This window comes from Ornithinimicrobium ciconiae (assembly GCF_007197575.1).
In the GTDB taxonomy this organism is placed as follows: Bacteria; Actinomycetota; Actinomycetes; order Actinomycetales; family Dermatophilaceae; genus Ornithinicoccus; species Ornithinicoccus ciconiae.
Genome location: NZ_CP041616.1, coordinates 3,562,196 through 3,581,516, shown reverse-complemented (window position 1 = coordinate 3,581,516; position 19,321 = coordinate 3,562,196). Strand labels below are relative to the sequence as shown.

The following is a 19,321-nucleotide window of genomic DNA, read 5'->3' as shown; positions in this document are numbered from 1 at the left end:
GGTCCCGCCGACCCGACCACGGACCGACCTGAGTGACACGACGGACGCAGCACCCGGCATACCGGAGAAAGGACGCACCGATGGCAAGCAGCCGCGGACCCGCGCGCGGGTCGTCGCGACCTGCCGCGACGCGCCCCTCCTCGCGGCCACGTCCGGGCAGCTCACCGCGCAAGGGTCCCCGCACTTCCAGTGCGACGAGCGGCAGCGGACGGCGGCAGCCGCCCCCGCACCTGTGGCGCCTGGGTGCGCTGATCGTGCTCATCGGTTTCCTGGGGCTGTTTCTGACCCCGACGTTGCGGGGCTATCTCGATCAGCGCGCGGCCATCTCCAAGGCAGAGCAGCAGATCGCGGCCGAGCAGGAGGACATCACCGCGATCGAGAAGGAGCTGGCTCGCTGGGAGAACGACTCCTTCGTCGAGCAGCAGGCGCGCGAGCGGCTGCGCTTCGTCAAGCCTGGCGAGGTCGCCTTCACGGTGCTCGACGACACCGGTGAGGAACTGACCGAGCCGCTGCCGGGGATGACCCCGGTGACCAACGACGTGCACGCCCATCGGCCCTGGTATGGCCAGGTCTGGGAGTCGGTGGTCACCGCCAACGAAGGACTGCCGGAGACCGATGCCCCAGAGCGTCCCTGACCCCGTGAGCACCCCGGGCCAGCCCCACCAGGCGCCGACGGAGGAGGACCTGGCCACCATCCACCGCCAGCTCGGCCGGCTGCCGCGGGGCGTGGTCGCGATCGCGCACCGCTGCCCCTGTGGATGCCCCGACGTGGTCCGCACCGAGCCCCGGCTGCCCGACGGCACCCCGTTCCCGACCTCGTTCTACGCGACCTGCCCGCGCCTGACCGGCGCGATCTCCACTCTGGAGAGCGACGGGATGATGCGCGAGATGACCGAGCGTCTTGCCACCGACCCCGACCTGGCTGCGGCGTATGCCGCAGCGCACCAGGACTATCTGTCCCGCCGGGCCGAGCTGGGCTCGGTCCCGGAGATCGAGGGGATCTCCGCCGGAGGCATGCCGACCCGGGTCAAGTGCCTGCACGTGCTGGTCGCGCACTCCCTGGCCGTCGGTCCGGGCATCAACCCCCTCGGTGATGAGGCGCTCGCGGCGCTGCCGCAGTGGTGGCACGACGGGTGCTGCGACCCCGACGAGCCGGAGCCCGTGGCAGAGACACCTGACCAGGCCGCGCCGCGGGGAGGGGACGCATGAGCCGCGTGGGTGCGATCGACTGCGGCACCAACTCGATCCGGCTGCTCATCGCCGACGTCGAGAACGGCCAGCTGCAGGACGTGCACCGCGAGATGCGGATCGTCCGGTTGGGACACGGGGTCGACGCCACCGGCCGGATCGGGGACGAGCCGATGGCACGCACCCTGGCCGCCGCCGCCGACTATGCGGCGCTGTGCCAGCAGGAGGGCTGTGAGTCCGTGCGGTTCGTAGCGACCTCCGCCTCGCGCGACGCAGCCAACGCGGAGGAGTTTGTCGCCGGGGTGCGTCAGGCTTTCGCGGCCTTCGGCACCACCCCCGAGGTGGTCACGGGACGCCAGGAGGCCGCGCTCTCCTTCGCCGGAGCGCTCAGCGGGCTGGCGGGGTCCGCAGCACCCCACCTGGTGGTCGACATCGGCGGCGGCTCCACCGAGTTCGTGCGGGGCGACACCACCGTCGAGCAGGCCCTCTCGGTCGACATCGGTTGTGTCCGGATGACCGAACGGCACCTGCGCAGCGACCCGCCGTCCGAGGCCGAGATCTGGCCGGCCCTGGGGGACATCACGGTGGCGATCAACGCCGCGGCAGAGCAGGTTGACCTCACCGGGGTCAGCACGTTGGTGGGGGTGGCCGGGTCGGTCACCACCGTCACCGCGCACGCCCTGCGCCTCGACAGTTATCGACCCGAGGCGATCCACGGCTCCGAGTTGTCGGTCGAGCAGGTCATCGCCGCCTGCACCGAGCTGGTGCAGATGAGTCGCGCCGACCGGGCGGCCCTGCCCTATATGCACGAGGGGCGGGTCGACGTCATCGGTGCGGGCGCGCTGGTGTGGCGCAGCATTGTCCAGCGACTGGCCCACGACTCTGGCCTGACCACCGTGCGCACCTCCGAGCACGACATCCTCGACGGCATCGCCCTCTCCCAGGCCACCGCGGGCTAGGTCGGTCGCCCTGATGGCCGGCACCGGCTCGCGGCCCCCTGGTGAGACCGACTCGCCGGGCAGCCCCGCCACGCCGGAGCACACCGACCCGCACCCCCTCACCGGCCAGGAGTTCCCCTCCCCGGTGCCGCCCGGCACGGGCTGGCCCGGTGACCCCGCCACCGCCGACACTGCCGTCGCCCGCACCGCCACCCAGGTGGCCCGGCTGGCCAGCCGGGCACAGACCACGGCGGAGCTCGACGCGATGGTGACGGTATGCCGTGCCTGCCCCCGCCTGGTGGACTGGCGCGAGTCGGTGGCCACGACGGGCCGGCGCGCGTCGTTTGCGGCCCAGCCCTACTGGGGTCGACCGGCGGCGGGCTTCGGCCCGGCAGGTGCCCCGGTCCTGGTCGTGGGCCTGGCGCCGGCGGCCAACGGGGCCAACCGCACCGGACGGATGTTCACCGGCGACCGGTCGGGGGACTGGATCTATGCCGCGCTGCACCGTGGGGGCTTCGCCACCCAAGCCAGCAGTGAGCATGCCGGTGACGGGCTGGAGCTGCAGGGGATCCGGATCGTCTCGGCGGTCCGGTGCGCGCCGCCGCAGAACAAGCCGACCACGGCGGAGAAGGCCACCTGTGCGCCGTGGCTGCACCGAGAGTTGGAGCTCGCCGAGCCGACCCTGCGCTCGATCCTCGCGCTGGGCTCCATCGGCTGGGACGCCACGCTGCGCACGGTCCGCGAGATGGGGTGGGTCGTGCCGCGGCCCAAGCCGAAGTTCGGCCACGGTGCCACTGCTGAGCTGACGACCCCGCACGGCCGGACGGTGCGGCTGGTCGGCAGTTATCACGTCAGTCAGCAGAACACCTTCACGGGCAAACTCACCGAGGCCATGCTGGACGAGGTCATCGCGTCCCTGTGACTGTCGTGGCGGTCGTTCGATAGGCCAGGCACCCGGTGTCTGAGCACACTCAGGAGCCGAAGAAGACCTCGTCCGGGGGATACGGCGGGCAGATCGGGGTCAGCCGGTCCTGCTCCGTTTCCGATAGCACCTCGAGGTACTGGCTGGGCCACCAGGTGCGCTGCGGAGTGAAGAATGTCGAGATATATGTCTCTCGGCTCGGTTGGTTTGCCCTGTTCACGGGCACGCCGTGGGCCTCCATACATGGGATGAAGTACTGGTCCCAGTAGTCATAGACCAGGCCGATCTGCTCCTGCGTCCAGTCCTGGCTGTAGTCGGGGTCCGGAGTGAACCTCGCATTGCACTCGTACCAGGCCAGATCCCACGCGGACAACTGGTCGGCCGGCGGCGGACCTGCTGGGTAGGAGATGCTGCCGTCCTCAACCTCGAGCGAGAACCCGGAGTCGGTCATGCACCCGGACATGACGCTGTCCCACTCGGCGCGCGGGTGGACCCAGCGCTCCAGCGCTACGTTGGGAGCCGATCCGTCGAGATCTCTGGCCATGCCGGCGAGGTACTCGGTGCGCCACTGCTCACGATCTGCTGCTGAGAGCCTGACCTGACTGACGTGGACCGTCGGCTCCCAGGACTTCGGGTCCCACTGGCCGGGAACGGTTGGTCCTGAGGTCGGTTCGGACTCGGAGGCTCCGGTCTCCAGCGGCATGGTGACCGCCGGGGCGGGTGGGGGGCTGTCCTGCTCCGCTTGGGGAGTGTCGCTCTCGCCCGGTGAGCACGCAGCCAGCGCGAGCGCCAGGGCGGTCACGAGCGCGGACGTCCGTCGCCAACCGGTCACAGCCACAAGATCTCCCCTCCAGGCCACCATGATAGCGACCCCCCAGTGCCTGCAGGGGCTCGTACGACCCGCGCATTATGATCACGGTTTCGTAGGTCGGAACCGCATTCTGGTAACGGTTTCGTAGGTCGGAACCGTATTCTGATAGCGGTTTCGTAGGTCGCAGCGTGGATGAACTGCCCGGTCCCGACGCTGGGTAGGCTTGCCGCTGGCCCTCGTAGCCCAACCGGCAGAGGCAGCCCACTTAAAATGGGTCCAGTGCGGGTTCGAATCCCGCCGGGGGCACACGGCCTATCCCGTTGGGCACACCGTTCATCTCGCCGGGCACAGACTTCACAGGATGGTTGCCGCGTCTTGGAGCAGCTTGCGCGTCTTGGAGCCGACTGCAGTCGGCCTGAAGTTGAACAACCTGCTGTATGACGCACGTGATGGGTTCTCACGGTCTGGTGCGCCGCATCTCCTCGGCGAGTGGGGGGTTGCTGGTGTCGAAGTCGGCGACGATCCGTGCCTGCACCTCGGTCGGCTTGTTCTGGCTCAACTTCGAGCGGGCGTCGAAGCGGGTCACGTGCAGGCGGAGGCCGACGGTCCCCTTGGCCGCCCGGCGGGAGCCTGCCTCGTCCTCGGACAGGCTGCGGCCACCCTCTCGATGCGCCTCGAAGTGGTCGGTCAGCCGGGACAGGACGGCATAGTTCTCCTCCTCGGACAGGATCTCCGGGACGCCGTAGAGGTGGGCGGTCACGTGGTTCCAGGTGGCAACGAGGTCGCCGGGCTCGTAGAGGCTGGCCGAGACATAGTCGTGCGGCCCCTGGATGATCACCAGCACCTCGTGCTGGCCCAGCTCGTGCAGCTGCTCGTCGGGCCGACCGAAGTGGCTGACGATGCTGATGCCATCCGCATCCTCCTCGAGCAGCACGGGGTAGTGCGAGGCGACCATGCCGTTGCTCGTGGGCGAGACGATGGTGGCCCACGGGTTGCCCCGGATGAGGCGCTTGACCTCCTCGGGCGCGGTTATCAGGTAGTGCGGCGTGTGTCTCACGGCATCCTCGTCTCGGTTGTGCTCGCGGTCATCCTGCCTGCGGGGTTCGCCGACGTGGTCACCGGGTCGATCGTCGGGACCTCAGCCACCGTCTCCGGTGACGCGGCCCCGGCCAGCCTTGATCTGGGAGCGTTGCCGCTTGCCCTCCAGCCGACGTCGCTGACTGCCCCGCGTGGGTTTGGTCGCCCGCCGCGGCGGTGGCGGTGGCGCGGCCGCCGAACGCAGCAGGGCGACCAGCCGTTCGCGTGCCGCGATGCGGTTCTGCCGCTGGGCTCGGTGCTCGGACGCCACGACCACGAGCTGGTCGACGGTCAGGTGCGGCACAAGGTTGCGCAGCATCCGGTCGCGGGTGCTCTCGGCCAGCTCGGCGACAGCGATCGAGGACGCCGGACGATAGATCAGCTCCACCCTGCTGTCGGTGGTGTTGACGCCCTGTCCGCCCGGACCCGAGGACCGCGAGAAGCGCTCCAGCAACTCACCAGCGGGGATGACCATGCCGGCTCGGAGTCCAGGACCCGGAGGGACCGTGAGGTCGCTGCCCGGTTGCGGTGACCGAGCCACGTTCAGCCCTGCAGCGCGGACCAGAAGAGGGCGCGACCGACGAGGGGGTACTGCCCCTTCGGGTGGGCCCGGAAGAGCGGCTCGCTGCCGAACAGCACGGCCGCGCCGTCGTGGTCGACGCCGCTGACGACCAGCGCCTGACCGGCTGCGGCGTCCTGGCCGCCCTCGTCGGCCGAACCGGCCCAGTGGCCGCTCACGAGCAACTCGTCCGTGGAGTAGCGCTGGTCAACCTGCACCTCTGGGCCGAGCTCGGTGAACCACCCGGGCGAGTAGACGAAGGAGTGCGCGGGGGCGTTGGCACCGATCCCCGTGTCGGCACTATCGACGGCAACCACACCATTGCCATCGCCGCGACCCTGCTCAAAGGTGAGGTCCAGCAGGTCCAGGGAGTCGTTCAACCGAGTGCCGTTGAGTCCCTTGCCGACATAGCCACCGCCGTTGGCCAAGAAAGAAGTGAGGTCGTCCCGGGCCGTCTCGTTCAGCGCGTTCCACGACAAGCCGGAGGAGACATAGACCGCGTCGATGTCGGCATAACTGAATCCGTCGTTGAGAACGGTGGCACTGATCGGTCGCACCTGGAAGCCCATCTCCTCCAGGGCCCACTGCTCGGTCTGGGGCGCGGCGGCCGCGACCACGAACTCGTCACCGACCGGTGTCCCGGCTGCCCCGACGGGGGCGGAGGTGAAGACCACGCCGAAGGCGTTGGCGGTCAGGTCGGCCTGGTCGGCGGCCTCGGCCGGCACCAGGACGGTGCCGTCGTCGAGCCACTCCACGGCTACCCCGGAGCGGGCCAGGTGGTTGAGGGCCGAGAGGTCGGCAGGGTCGTCGAGTCGCAGCAGTAGGTCACCCTCGCCGTCGACCTGGCCGGTCGGGGTGGCGGCGCCGATCACCCGGCCGGTTGTCGGCATACGGCCGTCCTGGGGGAGGGCAGCGACGTCCGCGCCCCACAGCAGTCCCAGGCTCCAGCCGGAGATGTCATACATCGAGTCGACCCGGTCGCTGATGTCGGTGCCCGGGCCCAGCAGTGCGTTGGCCAGACCACGCCTGCTCTGGTGCAGGTCCACGACATAGCTGCCGGCCGGGTAGGTGGTGCCCTCGACCGTGACGGGCTGGCGGGCGGTGCGGACCTCGATGCCGTTGGCGATCAGGTGGTTGACGAGCCGGGCCGCGGCGGGCGCGGAGCGCTGGTGGTCGCGAACGGGGATGACGTAGGCGCGCGGGTAGTCGGTGAGATAGACGTCCTCGGGCCCGATCTCAGGAAAGAGCTCCTCGGACACTTCGACAGGGTCGGCACCGGTCACGCCGCGGCGGAAGATTTCGATCTGGTCGGCGAGCAGCTCGCCCCGGTGCTCCTGCAGATAGTCGATCGAGGAGGTCATGGCCGCGTGCGCGATGTCGGTGTTGATCGCCGAACGACGCTGCAGCTCCGCCTCCGGCAGGGTGTAGGCCGAGTTGTTGACGCGCAGCGGGATCTCGACGGTGTGTGAGACGGCCCCGTGGAAGGCGGCGTACTGCGGTGTGAAGATCGGCGGCCAGTCGTCCCAGCCCTCGTCCCAGTCCCGGAACGGGATCTGCGGTGGGTTGACGCCATCATCGTCTGCGGTCAGGCCCAGGTCGAGGATGGCCTGCTCCATACCGAGCCCGTTGGGGTAGGCGTGCTTGATGAACAGGTCGTACTCGTAGTTCTCACCGTGCGGGGGAGTGGTCGGCTCGATGAGCGTGCCGTTGACATAGCCGTGCAGGTCCAGCATCACCAGTGGCTGGGTGCGGATGAGCGCATCGCGCACCGCGACAACCTCTGGCTGAGTGGCCGTGATGAAGTCACGGTTCATGTCGAACCCCGACGCATTGGCGCGGGTGTTGCTGTGGCGTCCGTCCGGGTTCATGGTGACCACGAGATAGATCCGGCTGCTCTCCAGGGTCTGCAGAACCTCGGGGTCGTCGCTGGTGGCGTAGTCCTCGATGAGACGCAGGGCCGCGTCGGTGCCCTCCCACTCGTTGCCGTGGATGTTGTTGTTGATGAAGATCGGGGTCTTGTAGTGCCGCGCCAGGCCCCTGTCGCGGGCCGCCTGGACAGGCTGGGTGAGGATGCGGTCGCGCATCACCTCCTGGGCCTTGGCCTGGCCTCGTGACTCCGGTGCGGTGAGCGTGACGAGATAGACCTCGCGGCCGGTCACGGTCTGACCGATCACCTCGGCGCTGACCCGCTGAGAAGTGCCCTGCAGCTCGTTGAGCTTCGGGGCGATCGCGTGATAGGGCGTCAGGCCGAGCTTGATCGCCGCGTCGGAGGTGTCGACCGGCGGCTCGACGAGCAGATTCTGGCGCGGGTATCCCCGGGGGGCAGCGGGGGAGTGCGGCGCGGTCTCCGTGCTGGCCGTCACGAGCGCCGCAGCGCCCGAGGTCATCGCGGTGACGTGAGGAGTAGGTGAGTCACCGGCATACGGCATCCGGGAGGGCGCGGTCCCGGGCGCAGCGGCGCCCGCCGCGACCAGGGCGGCCACGGTGGTGAGCCCCGCGAGGCGCACGAGGGATCGGCTCGACATCTGAGACTCCTCATCGAGTGCTGTCAGGGTTGGGAGAGTTTCTATGTTATAGGGGATGTTGCGGGAACAGAAAAGAATTCAGTGGAGCGGGGCGGGAACAACTCGCACCGCTCGTTCGCTCTATCCTGTGACGTGACGACACACACGTGCCGCTAACGAGGAGGGCCACAGCGATGGCAACCAACCCTGTCTTTAACCGTATCGATAAGGAAGCCCAGCAGTACGCGGGCTTCAACCAGGCTCCGCAGCAGGGCTATGGCGCGCCGCAGGGGGCTCCCCAGCAGGGCTATGGTGCGCCGCCCCAGGGACAGCCCCAGATGCCGATGGGCTACCCCGGCGCCTCGGAGTCCATGAGCCCCGAGCAGCTGGAGCAGATGTATCGCCAGGCACCGGCCGGGCCTGCCCAGACCGGCCGCGTCACGCTCGATGACGTGGTGATGAAGTCCGGCATGATCTTCGGCGTCGTCGTCGTCATGGCGGCCCTGGCCTGGAACTTCGTCGGCGCCCGCCCCGACCTGGGCATGCCGATCTGGCTGCTCGGGATGTTTGGCTCACTGGGCCTCAGCTTTGCGATCGCCTTCAAGAAGACCGTCAGCATCCCGCTGATCATGGCCCACGCCGTCCTGCAAGGTCTCTTCCTGGGTGCGGTCAGCGTGACCTTCAACGCGGTGTATGACGGGGTGGTCACCACCGCCGTCGTCGCCACGATGGCTACCGCCGCAGGCATGTTCATCGCCTGGAAGGTTGGCTTCATCAAGGTCACCAGCAAGTCCCGCCGCATCTTCGGCATGATGGCTATGGGCTACCTGGTCTTCCTCCTGGTCAACCTGGGCGCCAGCTTCATGGGCTTCGGCGACGGCTGGGGCATCTACAGCGGACCGCTGGGCATCATCATCTCCCTGCTGGGTGTCGGCCTGGCGTCCTACTCGCTGGCCGTCGACTTCGACTCCATCGACCGCGGCATCAAGGCCGGGGCGCCGGAGAAGTACTCCTGGCTGATGGGCCACGGCCTGATCGCCAGCCTGGTGTGGCTCTACATCGAGTTCCTGCGTCTGTTCGCGATCCTGCAGAACAACTGACGCACGTGAGCGCCCTCGATCGGCACGCGGCGCGTGAGCAGATCGAGACAGAGTTACGGCGCGTGGTCCGGCGGTGGCAGCAGCTGCCGTTGGGCCACGCGCTTTCTGTGTCCCCCCGCGTGCGCGAGGTCGCGCAGGGCCTCGCCGACGAGGTGGCCTGCGAGGTGGGTATGCCGCTCACTCCCGTCCCCGACCTGGGTCCCGCGGTCCTGATGGATCAGTTGCGTGTCATGGTCTATGACCACGGGCAGGCGGGGCTGGACCCGGTGCCGCTCGCGGCCACGCTCACCGCCCTGCGCCGCGATCTCTGAGTCCTCAGCACACCCCGCCATGACAGAGCGCCGGCACCCCGAAGGGTGCCGGCGCTCTGCGGGTCAGCGGAGGATCAGCTCAGGCGCTCGAGGATGACGGCCATGCCCTGGCCGCCACCGACGCACATCGTCTCCAGGCCGAACTGCTTGTCGTGGGTCTGCAGGGCGTTGATCAGCGTGGTGCTGATGCGGGCGCCGGTGGAGCCGAACGGGTGGCCCAGGGCGATCGCACCGCCGTGGACGTTGAGCTTGTCGAGGTCCATGCCCAGGTCGTCGGCGCTGGGCAGGACCTGCGCGGCGAAGGCCTCGTTGATCTCATAGAGGTCCATGTCGCCGATCGACATGCCAGCGCGGGCCAGGGCCTGGCGGGAGGCCTCCACCGGACCCAGGCCCATGATCTCGGGGGACAGCGCAGAGACACCGGTGGACACGACGCGCGCCAGCGGGGTCAGGCCCAGCTCCTTGGCCCGGGTGTCGCTCATGATGACCAGGGCCGCGGCCCCGTCGTTGAGGGCGCAGCAGTTGCCGGCGGTGACGGTGCCCTCCTCGCGGAAGACCGGCTGCAGCTGGGACACCTTCTCCAACGTCACGCCGGCGCGCGGCCCGTCGTCAGTGCTCACGACGGTGCCATCGGCCAGGGTGACGGGGGCGATCTCCCGCTCGAAGACCCCGGCCGCGATGGCAGCCTCGGCACGGTTCTGGCTGGTCACGCCCCACTCGTCCTGGCGCTCTCGGGAGACGCCGCGGGAGGTGGCCACGTTCTCCGCGGTCTGCCCCATCGCCAGATAGATGTCCGGCAGCAGACCCTCGGCACGCGGGTCGGTCCACGTCCGGTTGGTCTCGGCGATGGCAGCGCTGCGCGCGATGGAGTCGGCGAACTTCGGGTTCTGGGTGTCTGCGGCGCTGCCACCGGCTCCCGCGAAGTTCACATAACGGGAGACAGCCTCCACCCCGGCGCTGATGAAGACGTCGCCCTCGCCGGCCCGGATGGCGTGCAGGGCCATGCGGGTCGTCTGCACCGAGGACGCGCAGAACCGGTTGACCGTGGCGCCCGGCAGGGTGTCCAGACCCAGGAGCACGGAGACCACGCGAGCCATGTTGCTGCCGTGCTCGCCGGAGGGCTCAGCGCAGCCGAGGTAGAGGTCGTCGATCGTGGTGGCGTCCAGGGCGGGCACCTGGTCGAGGGCAGCCTGGATGGCGACCGCAGCGAGGTCATCGGGGCGGACGGTAGTCAACGACCCCTTGAAGGCACGCCCGATCGGGGTGCGTGCAGCGGCGACAATGACGGCCTCGGGCATGGTTCCTCCTGGTGGTCGGTGCTGCCGAGTCTAGGAGGCGCCGTGCCGCGGCAGGTCAGCGGTCCCACCGGATGGAACGACGTTGGTATGCCGTCCACCCGGCTCCCGGCCAGCCTCACCCGTCCTAGGGCCCCGGGGCGTGGCGTGGCCAGGCGCGTCAGCCGAGCCGCGCCAGCCAGAGGTGGTCGGGTGTCTCGCCTTCAACACTCACTGACGAGCCTGGTAGTCGTCTTCATAGACGTCCGGGACGCCGTCCAGGTCGCTATCCGCAGCCTCCTTGGCTTCGAGGGCGGCATAGTGCTTGTTGCGGGCAGCCAGGATGATCGACCCGACCACTGCCGCGACCACGGAGGCCAGGAAGATGCCCACCTTGGCGTGGTCGCCCAGCTCTGTGCCCACCCCGAAGCTGAGCTCGGCCACGAGGAGGGACACCGTGAAACCGATGCCCGCCAAGCAGGCGACCCCGACGACGTCGATCCAGCGCAGCGACGGGTCGAGATTGGACCGGGTGACCTTGGTGACCAGCCAGGTGACTCCCGTGATGCCGACGATCTTGCCGACCACGAGGCCGAGCACGATCCCCAGTGTGACGGTGGAGCCGAGTGCCGAGGCTAGGCCCTCCGCGCCGCCGATGGCCACCCCGGCTGAGAAGAAGGCGAATACCGGGACCGCGAACCCCGAGGACAGTGGTCGAATCCGGTGCTCGAAGAGCTCGGCCAGGCCGTGGTGCTCGTCGTCCTCGTCGTCCCCTGGCTCTCCGCGATCTGCACGCAGGCGTGCCGGGACGGTGAAGCCGAGGACCACTCCTGCGATGGTCGCGTGGATGCCGGAGGCATGGATCAGGACCCAGAAAGCGACGCCAATGGGCAGCAGCAGGAGCCAGGCAGGGAGGTGTCGATAGCGGAACAGCAACCGCTGCCGTCGAGCGAGGAGCGCATAGGCCCCCAGCGGGATCAACGACCAGAGGAGCATGCTGAACTGGATGCCGGAGGAGTAGACGAGCGCGATGATCAGGATCGCGATGAGATCGTCCACGACGGCGAGCGTCAGCAGGAAGATCCGGAGCGCGGGCGGCAGGTGGGAGCCGATGATCGCCAGCACCGCGACCGCGAACGCGATGTCGGTCGCGGTCGGGATAGCCCAGCCGCGGAGCGCCTCGGAGTCACCCCAGTTGATGGCGGCGTAGACCAGGGCCGGGATCAGCACTCCACCGAACGCCGCCGCAACGGGCACGATCGCGCGGTCCCACTGACGCAGGTCGCCAATCATGATCTCGCGCTTGAGCTCGAGGCCGACCATGAAGAAGAAGATCGCGAGGAGCCCGTCCGCGGACCAGGCGCCGATGCTCAGGTTCAGGTGCCACGGCTCATAGCCGATCGTCGTGTCCCGGATCGAGAAGTAGCTGTCGGCGAAGGGCGAGTTGGCCCAGATGATGGCGATGATCGCGGCCCCGACCAGCAGCATGCCGCCGACGGTCTCCCGGCGGAGGATGTCGCCGATGCGAACGACCTCGGAATAGCTCCCGCGACCGAATGTCGTGCGAGGGGCCGGGTCGGCGGGCGGTGGGCCTGAAGTGTTAGACATCGGTGTCTCCTGGGGTCGACGGCATGACGCCGACCAGACTTCCCGGCACACCGGTCCCCACTGTACTGGCCGTCAGCGTCTGCCAGGGACCCAACGCGGGTATGCCGTCAGTCGGGTCGGTCGTGGGTCGTCTGGTTGCCGTCGTCCGCGACCCGCGAATCGATCGAGGCGGTCTCGGCTGCACCGCTCTCTCCCTCAGCCGCGCCACTCTCTCTCGTGGCAGCGTCGGGGTCGCGGTGGCGGCGCAGCAGCTGCGCCCAACGTCCGCGCTCGCCCCGGGAACGACCGTCCACGTCGACCGCGCTGACCTCGCTGCCGGGATCGAGCACGGCGCGCTGAGCGGCCTCGGGCAGCGGCTCGACGTGCTCCCCCCGGCGATGGTCCGGCCGGCGCCCGGTGTCGAGGGTGCGCAGCCCGAGGGCGTCCACCACGCTCGGCAACAGGGCAGCAGCCGCCCGCGCATAACCGGCCGAGGACGGGTGCAGCCCGTCGGCGCTGAACATCTGGGTCGGCGACTCGCGGAAGGTCGGGCCGACCAGGTCGCCGGTGGAGACGGTGCGTCCTCCCGCCTCGACCACGGCCACCGTCTGGGCTGCTGCGAGATCCCGGCTCCAGCGCTGCACCAGCGCACGCAGGGGCTGGGGGATGGGCCGCACGGTGCCCAGGTCGGGACAGGTGCCGACGACAACCTCGATGCCCTGCCCCACCAACCGGGACACCGTCTCGCTCAGGGCCCGGACCGAGGCGGCCCGGTCCAGACGTTCCTTGACGTCATTGGCGCCGATCATGATGATCGCCACCTGCGCGTCCGGCATGTCGCGCAGCCCACGGTCCAGCTGCCCCAGCAGCTGGGGTGAGGTGGCACCGCTGCGAGAGACGTTGCGCAGGTTGACCGGGTGGCCGCTCAGGGCGGCGACCCCGGTGGCCACGATCGCCCCGAGCGTCTCCTCGGACCGGCTGGCGCCGACCCCGGCAGCCGTGCTGTCGCCCAGCAGGAGGATCCGGTGGGCCTCGCCGAAACCAGCACCATAGGTGCCGTCCGACGGCGGTGGGGTGCCAGCCCCCTCACCAATCACCTTCCTGGCGACCAGCACCTCAGCCTGCAGGACGGCGACTCCCACCAGTCCCGCGGCCGCCACACCACCGCCTCCGTATGCCGCGGCGCTAGCGATCCGCCGCGCTCGCGATGCCCTGCTCATCCTGTCTCGACCCCAGTCCCTCGCACCTCTGGACAGCCCGTGTCATCGGGAAGGCTGTCTCCAGCAGACCCAACGCTAGCGGTCCGCGGAAGGTGCCGCAGCCAGGAGCCGCAGGCCCTCGTCGAGGGAGACCCGGGGGGTCCAGTCCAGGGCCGCCCTGGTGTGCCGCTGATCGAACCAGTGGGCCGTGGACAGCTGCTCGGCCAGGAACCGCGTGAGCGGGGGCTCGGTGATCTCCGGCAGTCCCGGGACGGCCGCGGAGATCGCCATGACTGCCTCCACTCCGGCCCCGGCGACCCACGCCACCGGCACCGGGATCCGGAACCGGGGCGGCGGTGCCCCGCCCGCGCGGCAGATGTCGGCGATGAGTTCACCGATGGGGCGCGGCTCACCGTTGGTGACGACCAGGGCCTGACCGTGGGCCTGGGGTGCTCGGTCCAGCGCCGCGACGATGGCGTCGGCGGCGTTGGTGACATAGGTCGTGTCGACCAGGCTGGTGCCGGCGCCCAGGACCGGCAGCCGGCCGGCCCGTGCCCGGTCCAGGATGCGACCGATGAGCTGGGTGTCACCCGGCCCCCACACCAGGTGGGGCCGGATCGCGACGACGGCCAGCTCCGGGCTGTCGGCGCCCAGCGCGATGAGCTCGGCGGCCGCCTTGCTCCGGGCGTAGTGCCCCCGGGCGCGCTGGGGATCGGCGGGACCGGCGCCCGCGCCGGCCAGCGAACGTCCGGCGTGCGCCACCGAGGGTGAGGAGACCTGCACGAACCGGGAGGCACCGGCAGCGCGAGCAGCATCGACCAGCGCGCGGGTCCCGCCGATGTTGGTGCGTTCATAGTCCGCCCACCGCCCCACCACGTCGACCTTGGCGGCGAGGTGGACCACCGCGTCCTGCCCCGCCACCGCGGTGGCGACGAGCGCCGGGTCGGCAACGTCGCCGAGGACCTCGCGGTGCGGGCCGCCGGCGGGACGGCGCTGGAGCACCGTCACCGCGTGCCCTCGGTCCGCGAGTGTGTCGGCGACCGCGCGACCCAACATCCCGCTCGCGCCAGTGACCAGGACCCGCAGTGTCGGCATCAGTAACTCCGTCGGCTCGGTGCCCGTCGCTGGTCGCGGAACGTCTCGCGGGCGACCGTGGGGCCGTGGAGCAGGCCGGTGGCCCACCGGGCGAGCTCGATCCGGTCGACCTTGGCGGCGTGCCGGATGTCGACGGGCAACCAGTCCCGGCGCAGCACCGCCGACACGGGCACCCCAGCGGCCTCGCGGACCGCGCGGGCCACGTCTGACGGCACCGCGGTGTCGGACTGGGGCAGGGCCCGGTCCACCAGGGACGTCAGCGGCAGGTCCCGCCTCGGCGCGGCACCCTCTGGCACCACCACGGCGACGACCTGCTGGGTGCCCTCGGGACCGACGCCGACGACGGCGGCCCGGCGGACTCCGGGAACGGTCTCGATGGCGTGCTCCACGGCATAGGGGGCGAGCGGACCATCGGCAGTGGTGATCACGTGGGCCAACCGGCCCTGCACCCACAGTCTCCCGCGGGAGTCCAGGTGGCCGACGTCGCCGGTGCGGTGCCAACCGACCGGGCGCGCGCTAGCGGCCTGGGTGCCCCAGAGCTGGTCATAACGCTCCTTGACGTGCGGCCCGCGCACGACGATCTCGCCCAGAGTCCCTGCGGCAGCGGACAACTCGCTCGACGAGGTGCCATCGGGGTGCAACGGAGCGATGCGCACAGTCACGCCCGGCAGGGGCGTCCCGACACAGACGCCGGGCTCGCGGTCCGCGGGGTCGTCGGGATCCAGGGTGGTCGGATCGAGGGTCGCGACGGGGAGCGCCTCGGTCATGCCGTAGGGCGTGTGCGTCGCGGCGTTGGGCAGCAGCTCCTTGAGGCGGTGCAGCAGGGGCAGCGGCACCGGCGCACCGGCGGACAGGACCAGTCGAGGGCGCTGGAGCTGCTCGCGCTGCTGTGGGCTCAGGTCGGCGGAGGTCGCCACGACATTGTCCAGGGCGGCGGGGGAGGCGAAGACCACGGTGGCGTCGACGGCCTCGACCGCATCAGCCAGGGCGGCGGCAGTGAGCGTGTCCGGGGCGGTGACCTCCATCGCCGGCACCGCGGAACTCAACCCCATCGCAGGGCCATAGAGGGCAAACGGCGCAAAGGCCGCGACGAAACGCTCCCCGGGCACCAGGTCGAAGGCATCGCGCAGCAGGGCGACCTGGGTGCTGACCTGGCGTCGGGTATAGACCACGCCCTTGGGCGGGCCGGTGGCGCCGGAGGTGAAGAGCACCGCCCCGTCCAGGTCGAGCTCTGCTGTGGCCCTGAGGAGTCCGTCACTGCCGAGGTCGTGGCCGGCCCCCTCGGCGATCAGCGTGGCGATGTCCTGCGGTCCCAGGCGGATCCACTGGCCGGGGACATTGGCCGCGACGACGATGGCCCGGGCCGCGGGAAACCCGATCACGTGGTCGGGTGCAGCGCCCTTCAGCGCCACGCCCAGCCGGCGCAACCCCAACCCCGCGTCGGCGACGACGGCGACGGCGCCCAGCCGCCACACGGCATACAGGACGGTGGTCAGGTCGATCCCGGGCTTGACGAGCAGCGCCACCCGCTGTCCGCGCCGGACCCCACGGGAGTGCAGACCGCGGGCCAGGTCATCCACCCGGTCGGCCAGGGCGCCGAAGGTGATGTCGCCACCCCCACCGGTCAGCTCCACGATCGCGGTGCGCTGCGGGGCACTGGTGTCGACCTGGATCGGCACCATCGGCGCGGGAGCCGCGGCCACCCGGGGCGTCTGGGTGCTCAGCCACCTCCAGATCAGGTCCACACCCTCGGGCCGGTCCTCCAGCACCAGGTGTGAGGCGCGCGGATAAGTGTGCACGTCCGCATGCGGCAGGCGGCGTCGCAGATCCCGCAGATAACGGTGGGAGAAGACGGGGTCGGCCAGGCCCCACACCATCAGCGTCGGCACGTCCGCAAGTGCGCCCAGGCCCCCCGCGATCCGGTCCAGCTCAGCGGCACTGGGGTGCTGGGGTGTGGTCGGGATGTCCTGGACGAAGTGCGCGATCGCGGCCCGGCGGTCGGTGGTGAGGTAGGGCGCGGCGAAGGCCTGGCGGACCGGCGCAGGCAGGGCAGGGCGGCAGGTCGCTGTGGCGGCGCGCACGAAGCCGAGGGTGCGCCGACAGACGAGATCCAGCAACGGGGGAGTGCGCACCGCGGCGATAGCGGTCGGCCAGGGAGATCCCTCGGGCTGGTGGACGGCCGTGTTGGTCAGCACGACCCGCTCCAGCTGGTCCCGGTGCTCCAGGGCCCAGCCAAGGCTGATGGGTCCGCCCCAGTCGTGGGCGAGGGTGCTGACCGGGCCGGTCAGCTCCAGCGCAGCCGTGAGCCGGCAGAGGTCCTGCACGCGCTGACCCAGGGTCCGGGGGGTGGGCGTGCGCTCGGAGAAGCCCATGCCCAGGTGGTCGACGGCGACGACCCGCCAGCCCGCGGGGGCGGAGTCCAGCACCCGGCGCCACAGGTAGGACCAAGTCGGGTTGCCGTGCACACAGAGCAGCGTGTGCTCGACCGGGACGCCGGCCGCCTGCAGCTGCGGGCCGTTGTCGAGCACGTGCCAGGTGCGGGTGACCCCCTCTACGTCGGGGGCCTCGACAGTGCGTGACCACGCCGGATCGAGTCCGGGCAGGTCCGGGGGGAGGGTCGCTCCCGCGGTCACCAGGCCAGTTCCAGGCAGGACATGTTCAGCCCGGAGCCGATGCCCATCATCAGCACCCGGTCGCCCGGCGTCAGGTGCTCGACCTGCTTGGCCAGCGTCACCGCCACCGCGGCGGGACCGATATTGCCGAACGTGGGGAAGGTCAGCGGGATGCGGTCCTTCGGCAGGCCCAGGACCTCCGCCGTGCGCCCGGTGTGGACCGTGGACACCTGGTGCACGACATAGCAGTCCATGTCGGCCCAGTCGAAGTCCTCCTTGGCGTCCTCCCACAGCTCGGACGCCAGCTGCATCCCCGCCACCAGCAGCCCCTTGGTGTCGGTGCTCATCCGCTCATAGTCTCCGACGCACAGCTCGTGGTGCTGGGTTGCGGCACGGCTGGCGCCGCCGATGACCCGGTGACCCTGCGGGTGCTCACTGGCCCGTCCCAGGACCATCGCGGCCGCCCCGGAGCCCAGGGTGAGGGTGGCGAACTCGTTCTGCAGGTCCTCGGCGGTGGCCTCAGGACTGGACAGGCGCCGCAGCGCGCTCTCCTGCGCGGGGCGCGACCCCTCACCGTCGACGACCAGGGCGTAGTCGATCTGACCGGCGTCGATCATCGTGGCGGCCAGCTGCATGCCGTTCACGAAACCGAGGCAGGCATTGGTCAGGTCGAAGTTGAGGCAGGTCGAGGGCAGTCCGAGCTCTGCGTGGACCTTGACCGCGATGGAGGGCTCCAGGTGCTCACGGGAGACCGAGGTGTTGACCATCAGGCCGATGCGCGCCGGGTCCACCCCCGCCTCGGCGATGGCCTTGGCCCCGGCGTCGATGGCCCCGTCGACGAAGGTGGTCCCCTCGGGCCACCAGCGGCGCTCCTGGATGCCAGCGAGCTTGGTCAGCATGCCCGGCAGCATCCGGGTGCGCTCGTAGGTCTCCGTGAGACGGGCGTCAAACTCTGCCGAGGTCACCACCACGGGGGCGTCGACTGCGGTGACGGAGAGCACCGCAGTGTCGTGGTGCCGAAAAGTGATGTTGCCGTTCATGGAACCTCAGGGCTCTTTGAGTCGTCAGTCAGATGGATCAATAAGAACACAGCCCGCCCAGCGGTTGTGAAACGATGGTGTGCTCAAGGCAGACTCACGATAGCCACTGCCGCACCGGAGGGAAGGTTTAACAGATGCGTAGGAACACCACGACATGGGGGATGATCGCTGCGAGCGGAGCCCTGGTGCTCACCCTGGCCGCCTGCGGGGACGACTCGCCTGAGGTCGAGGAGCCCACCACCAACGCCGCCGACGCCGACGGCTCCGAGGACATCACCGACGAGGCTCCGGCCACGGACGACGCCCCGGCCACTGATGAGGCCCCCGCCACGGACGACGCCCCGGCGACCGATGACGCGCCCGCCACTGATGACGCCGGTGGCGACGTCGGCGGCGACGTTGCTGCCGGCACCGAGGTCAGCACGGACGACTTCATCAGCATGCTCAAGAGCCCGGGCAACGACCAGCTGAGCAGCTTCAGCATGCAGATGGACATGGACGTCCAGGGCCAGGCGATGGTGATGAGCGGCAAGGCAGACCTCGGTGGGTCCGCCGGCCCCGCCATGGACATGCAGATGGAAATCCCAGGCATGGGCAGCATCAACATGATCATGGTCGACGGCAACGCCTACATGTCGGTGCCCGGCGTGACCGAGGACGGCCAGTTCCTTCAGATGCCTCTCGAGGAGGTCATGGGCGAGGACGCCGACGACTTCACCAACCAGGTCGACATGACCTCGCAGTGGGACGACTGGGAGACCGGTGCCCAGCAGATCACCTTCGTCGGTCCCGAGGACGTGGACGGCGAGACGCTCAACCACTACACGATGCTGATGGACACCACCGAGCTCACCTCGCTCGAGGGCGAGGACACCGCCGGTATGCCGGACGAGATCACCTACGACGTGTGGCTGGACGACCAGAACTTCATGCGTCAGGTGACCTTCGACATCATGGGCAGCGTCACCACCATGAAGATGGCTGACTGGGGCCAGCCGGTGGACATCACCGCGCCGGACGCCTCCCAGATCATGGAAATGCCGGGGATGCCGACCACGTCCCCGTGACCCGCACGACCGCACTACCCCCGTCAGCATCTGCTGG

17 protein-coding genes and 1 tRNA gene are annotated in these 19,321 nt (G+C 69.9%); 8 read left to right on the top strand and 10 right to left on the bottom strand.

The annotated features are described in order from the left end of the window. Window positions 1-80: 80 nt before the first annotated feature. From FNH13_RS16585 to FNH13_RS16570, 4 genes are read left to right on the top strand one after another with little or no spacing between them, the layout of a single operon-like run. On the top strand, window positions 81-635 hold the full coding sequence (locus FNH13_RS16585; protein ID WP_143784473.1) for an FtsB family cell division protein: 555 nt from the start codon (window positions 81-83) through the stop codon (window positions 633-635). Beyond that, complete coding sequence (locus FNH13_RS16580) at window positions 616-1,209, top strand: DUF501 domain-containing protein (protein WP_143784472.1); 594 nt, start codon at window positions 616-618, stop codon at window positions 1,207-1,209. Before FNH13_RS16585 ends, FNH13_RS16580 begins: the two co-directional genes overlap by 20 nt. Next, entirely contained in the window at window positions 1,206-2,147 is a 942-nt protein-coding gene (locus FNH13_RS16575) for a Ppx/GppA phosphatase family protein (RefSeq protein ID WP_143784471.1), read from the top strand. The genes FNH13_RS16580 and FNH13_RS16575 overlap by 4 nt, the downstream gene beginning before the upstream one ends. A 13-nt stretch (window positions 2,148-2,160) precedes the next feature. Further along, window positions 2,161-3,048, top strand: coding sequence for a uracil-DNA glycosylase (locus tag FNH13_RS16570; protein WP_143784470.1), 888 nt, complete (start codon window positions 2,161-2,163; stop codon window positions 3,046-3,048). A 49-nt stretch (window positions 3,049-3,097) separates the two neighbouring features. Here the strand turns inward: FNH13_RS16570 and FNH13_RS16565 are convergent, their stop codons facing one another. Continuing rightward, entirely contained in the window at window positions 3,098-3,886 is a 789-nt protein-coding gene (locus FNH13_RS16565) for a hypothetical protein (protein WP_143784469.1), read from the bottom strand. Between the two features lie 205 nt (window positions 3,887-4,091). Between FNH13_RS16565 and FNH13_RS16560 the strand changes: the two genes are divergently transcribed. Next, window positions 4,092-4,165 (top strand) — tRNA-Leu (locus FNH13_RS16560). Between the two features lie 151 nt (window positions 4,166-4,316). On the opposite strand, the gene FNH13_RS16555 is transcribed toward FNH13_RS16560, so the two are convergent. The 3 genes from FNH13_RS16555 to FNH13_RS16545 all read right to left on the bottom strand — a co-directional run bounded on the left by FNH13_RS16555 (window position 4,317) and on the right by FNH13_RS16545 (window position 8,020). Then, window positions 4,317-4,916 (bottom strand): FMN-binding negative transcriptional regulator, encoded by a 600-nt coding sequence (locus tag FNH13_RS16555; RefSeq protein WP_143784468.1) that lies wholly within the window; start codon window positions 4,914-4,916, stop codon window positions 4,317-4,319. Between the two features lie 81 nt (window positions 4,917-4,997). Further along, window positions 4,998-5,411, bottom strand: coding sequence for an alternative ribosome rescue aminoacyl-tRNA hydrolase ArfB (arfB, locus tag FNH13_RS16550; RefSeq protein WP_143784467.1), 414 nt, complete (start codon window positions 5,409-5,411; stop codon window positions 4,998-5,000). 68 nt (window positions 5,412-5,479) lie between these two features. Further along, on the bottom strand, window positions 5,480-8,020 hold the full coding sequence (locus FNH13_RS16545; RefSeq protein ID WP_143784466.1) for a M14 family zinc carboxypeptidase: 2,541 nt from the start codon (window positions 8,018-8,020) through the stop codon (window positions 5,480-5,482). 173 nt (window positions 8,021-8,193) lie between these two features. Between FNH13_RS16545 and FNH13_RS16540 the strand changes: the two genes are divergently transcribed. Next, entirely contained in the window at window positions 8,194-9,099 is a 906-nt protein-coding gene (locus FNH13_RS16540; RefSeq protein WP_143784465.1) for a Bax inhibitor-1/YccA family protein, read from the top strand. Window positions 9,100-9,104: 5 nt separating this feature from the next. Further along, on the top strand, window positions 9,105-9,410 hold the full coding sequence (locus FNH13_RS16535) for a hypothetical protein (RefSeq protein WP_143784464.1): 306 nt from the start codon (window positions 9,105-9,107) through the stop codon (window positions 9,408-9,410). A gap of 74 nt (window positions 9,411-9,484) precedes the next feature. Here FNH13_RS16535 and FNH13_RS16530 read toward each other — a convergent pair whose 3' ends face one another. The 6 genes from FNH13_RS16530 to FNH13_RS16505 form a co-directional block, all read right to left on the bottom strand. Beyond that, window positions 9,485-10,708, bottom strand: a complete 1,224-nt coding sequence (locus tag FNH13_RS16530) for an acetyl-CoA C-acetyltransferase (protein ID WP_143784463.1) — start codon at window positions 10,706-10,708, stop codon at window positions 9,485-9,487. Between the two features lie 207 nt (window positions 10,709-10,915). Then, window positions 10,916-12,292 carry a Na+/H+ antiporter NhaA gene (gene nhaA, locus FNH13_RS16525; RefSeq protein WP_143784462.1) on the bottom strand — a complete coding sequence of 459 codons (1,377 nt, stop codon included), beginning with the start codon at window positions 12,290-12,292 and terminating at the stop codon, window positions 10,916-10,918. A 107-nt stretch (window positions 12,293-12,399) separates the two neighbouring features. Continuing rightward, window positions 12,400-13,491 (bottom strand): SGNH/GDSL hydrolase family protein, encoded by a 1,092-nt coding sequence (locus FNH13_RS16520; protein ID WP_143784461.1) that lies wholly within the window; start codon window positions 13,489-13,491, stop codon window positions 12,400-12,402. A 75-nt stretch (window positions 13,492-13,566) separates the two neighbouring features. Then, a complete protein-coding gene (locus tag FNH13_RS16515; protein WP_407669911.1) occupies window positions 13,567-14,565 on the bottom strand; it encodes an NAD-dependent epimerase/dehydratase family protein in 999 nt (332 codons plus the stop codon). Further along, window positions 14,565-17,198, bottom strand: a complete 2,634-nt coding sequence (locus FNH13_RS16510) for an alpha/beta fold hydrolase (RefSeq protein ID WP_228266452.1) — start codon at window positions 17,196-17,198, stop codon at window positions 14,565-14,567. The genes FNH13_RS16515 and FNH13_RS16510 overlap by 1 nt, the downstream gene beginning before the upstream one ends. Beyond that, window positions 17,195-18,217, bottom strand: a complete 1,023-nt coding sequence (locus FNH13_RS16505) for a 3-oxoacyl-ACP synthase III (protein WP_143784460.1) — start codon at window positions 18,215-18,217, stop codon at window positions 17,195-17,197. The genes FNH13_RS16510 and FNH13_RS16505 overlap by 4 nt, the downstream gene beginning before the upstream one ends. 134 nt (window positions 18,218-18,351) lie before the next feature. Here FNH13_RS16505 and FNH13_RS16500 point away from each other — a divergent pair, with 134 nt between their 5' ends. Continuing rightward, window positions 18,352-19,284 carry a hypothetical protein gene (locus FNH13_RS16500; RefSeq protein WP_143784459.1) on the top strand — a complete coding sequence of 311 codons (933 nt, stop codon included), beginning with the start codon at window positions 18,352-18,354 and terminating at the stop codon, window positions 19,282-19,284. Window positions 19,285-19,321 lie beyond the last annotated feature (37 nt).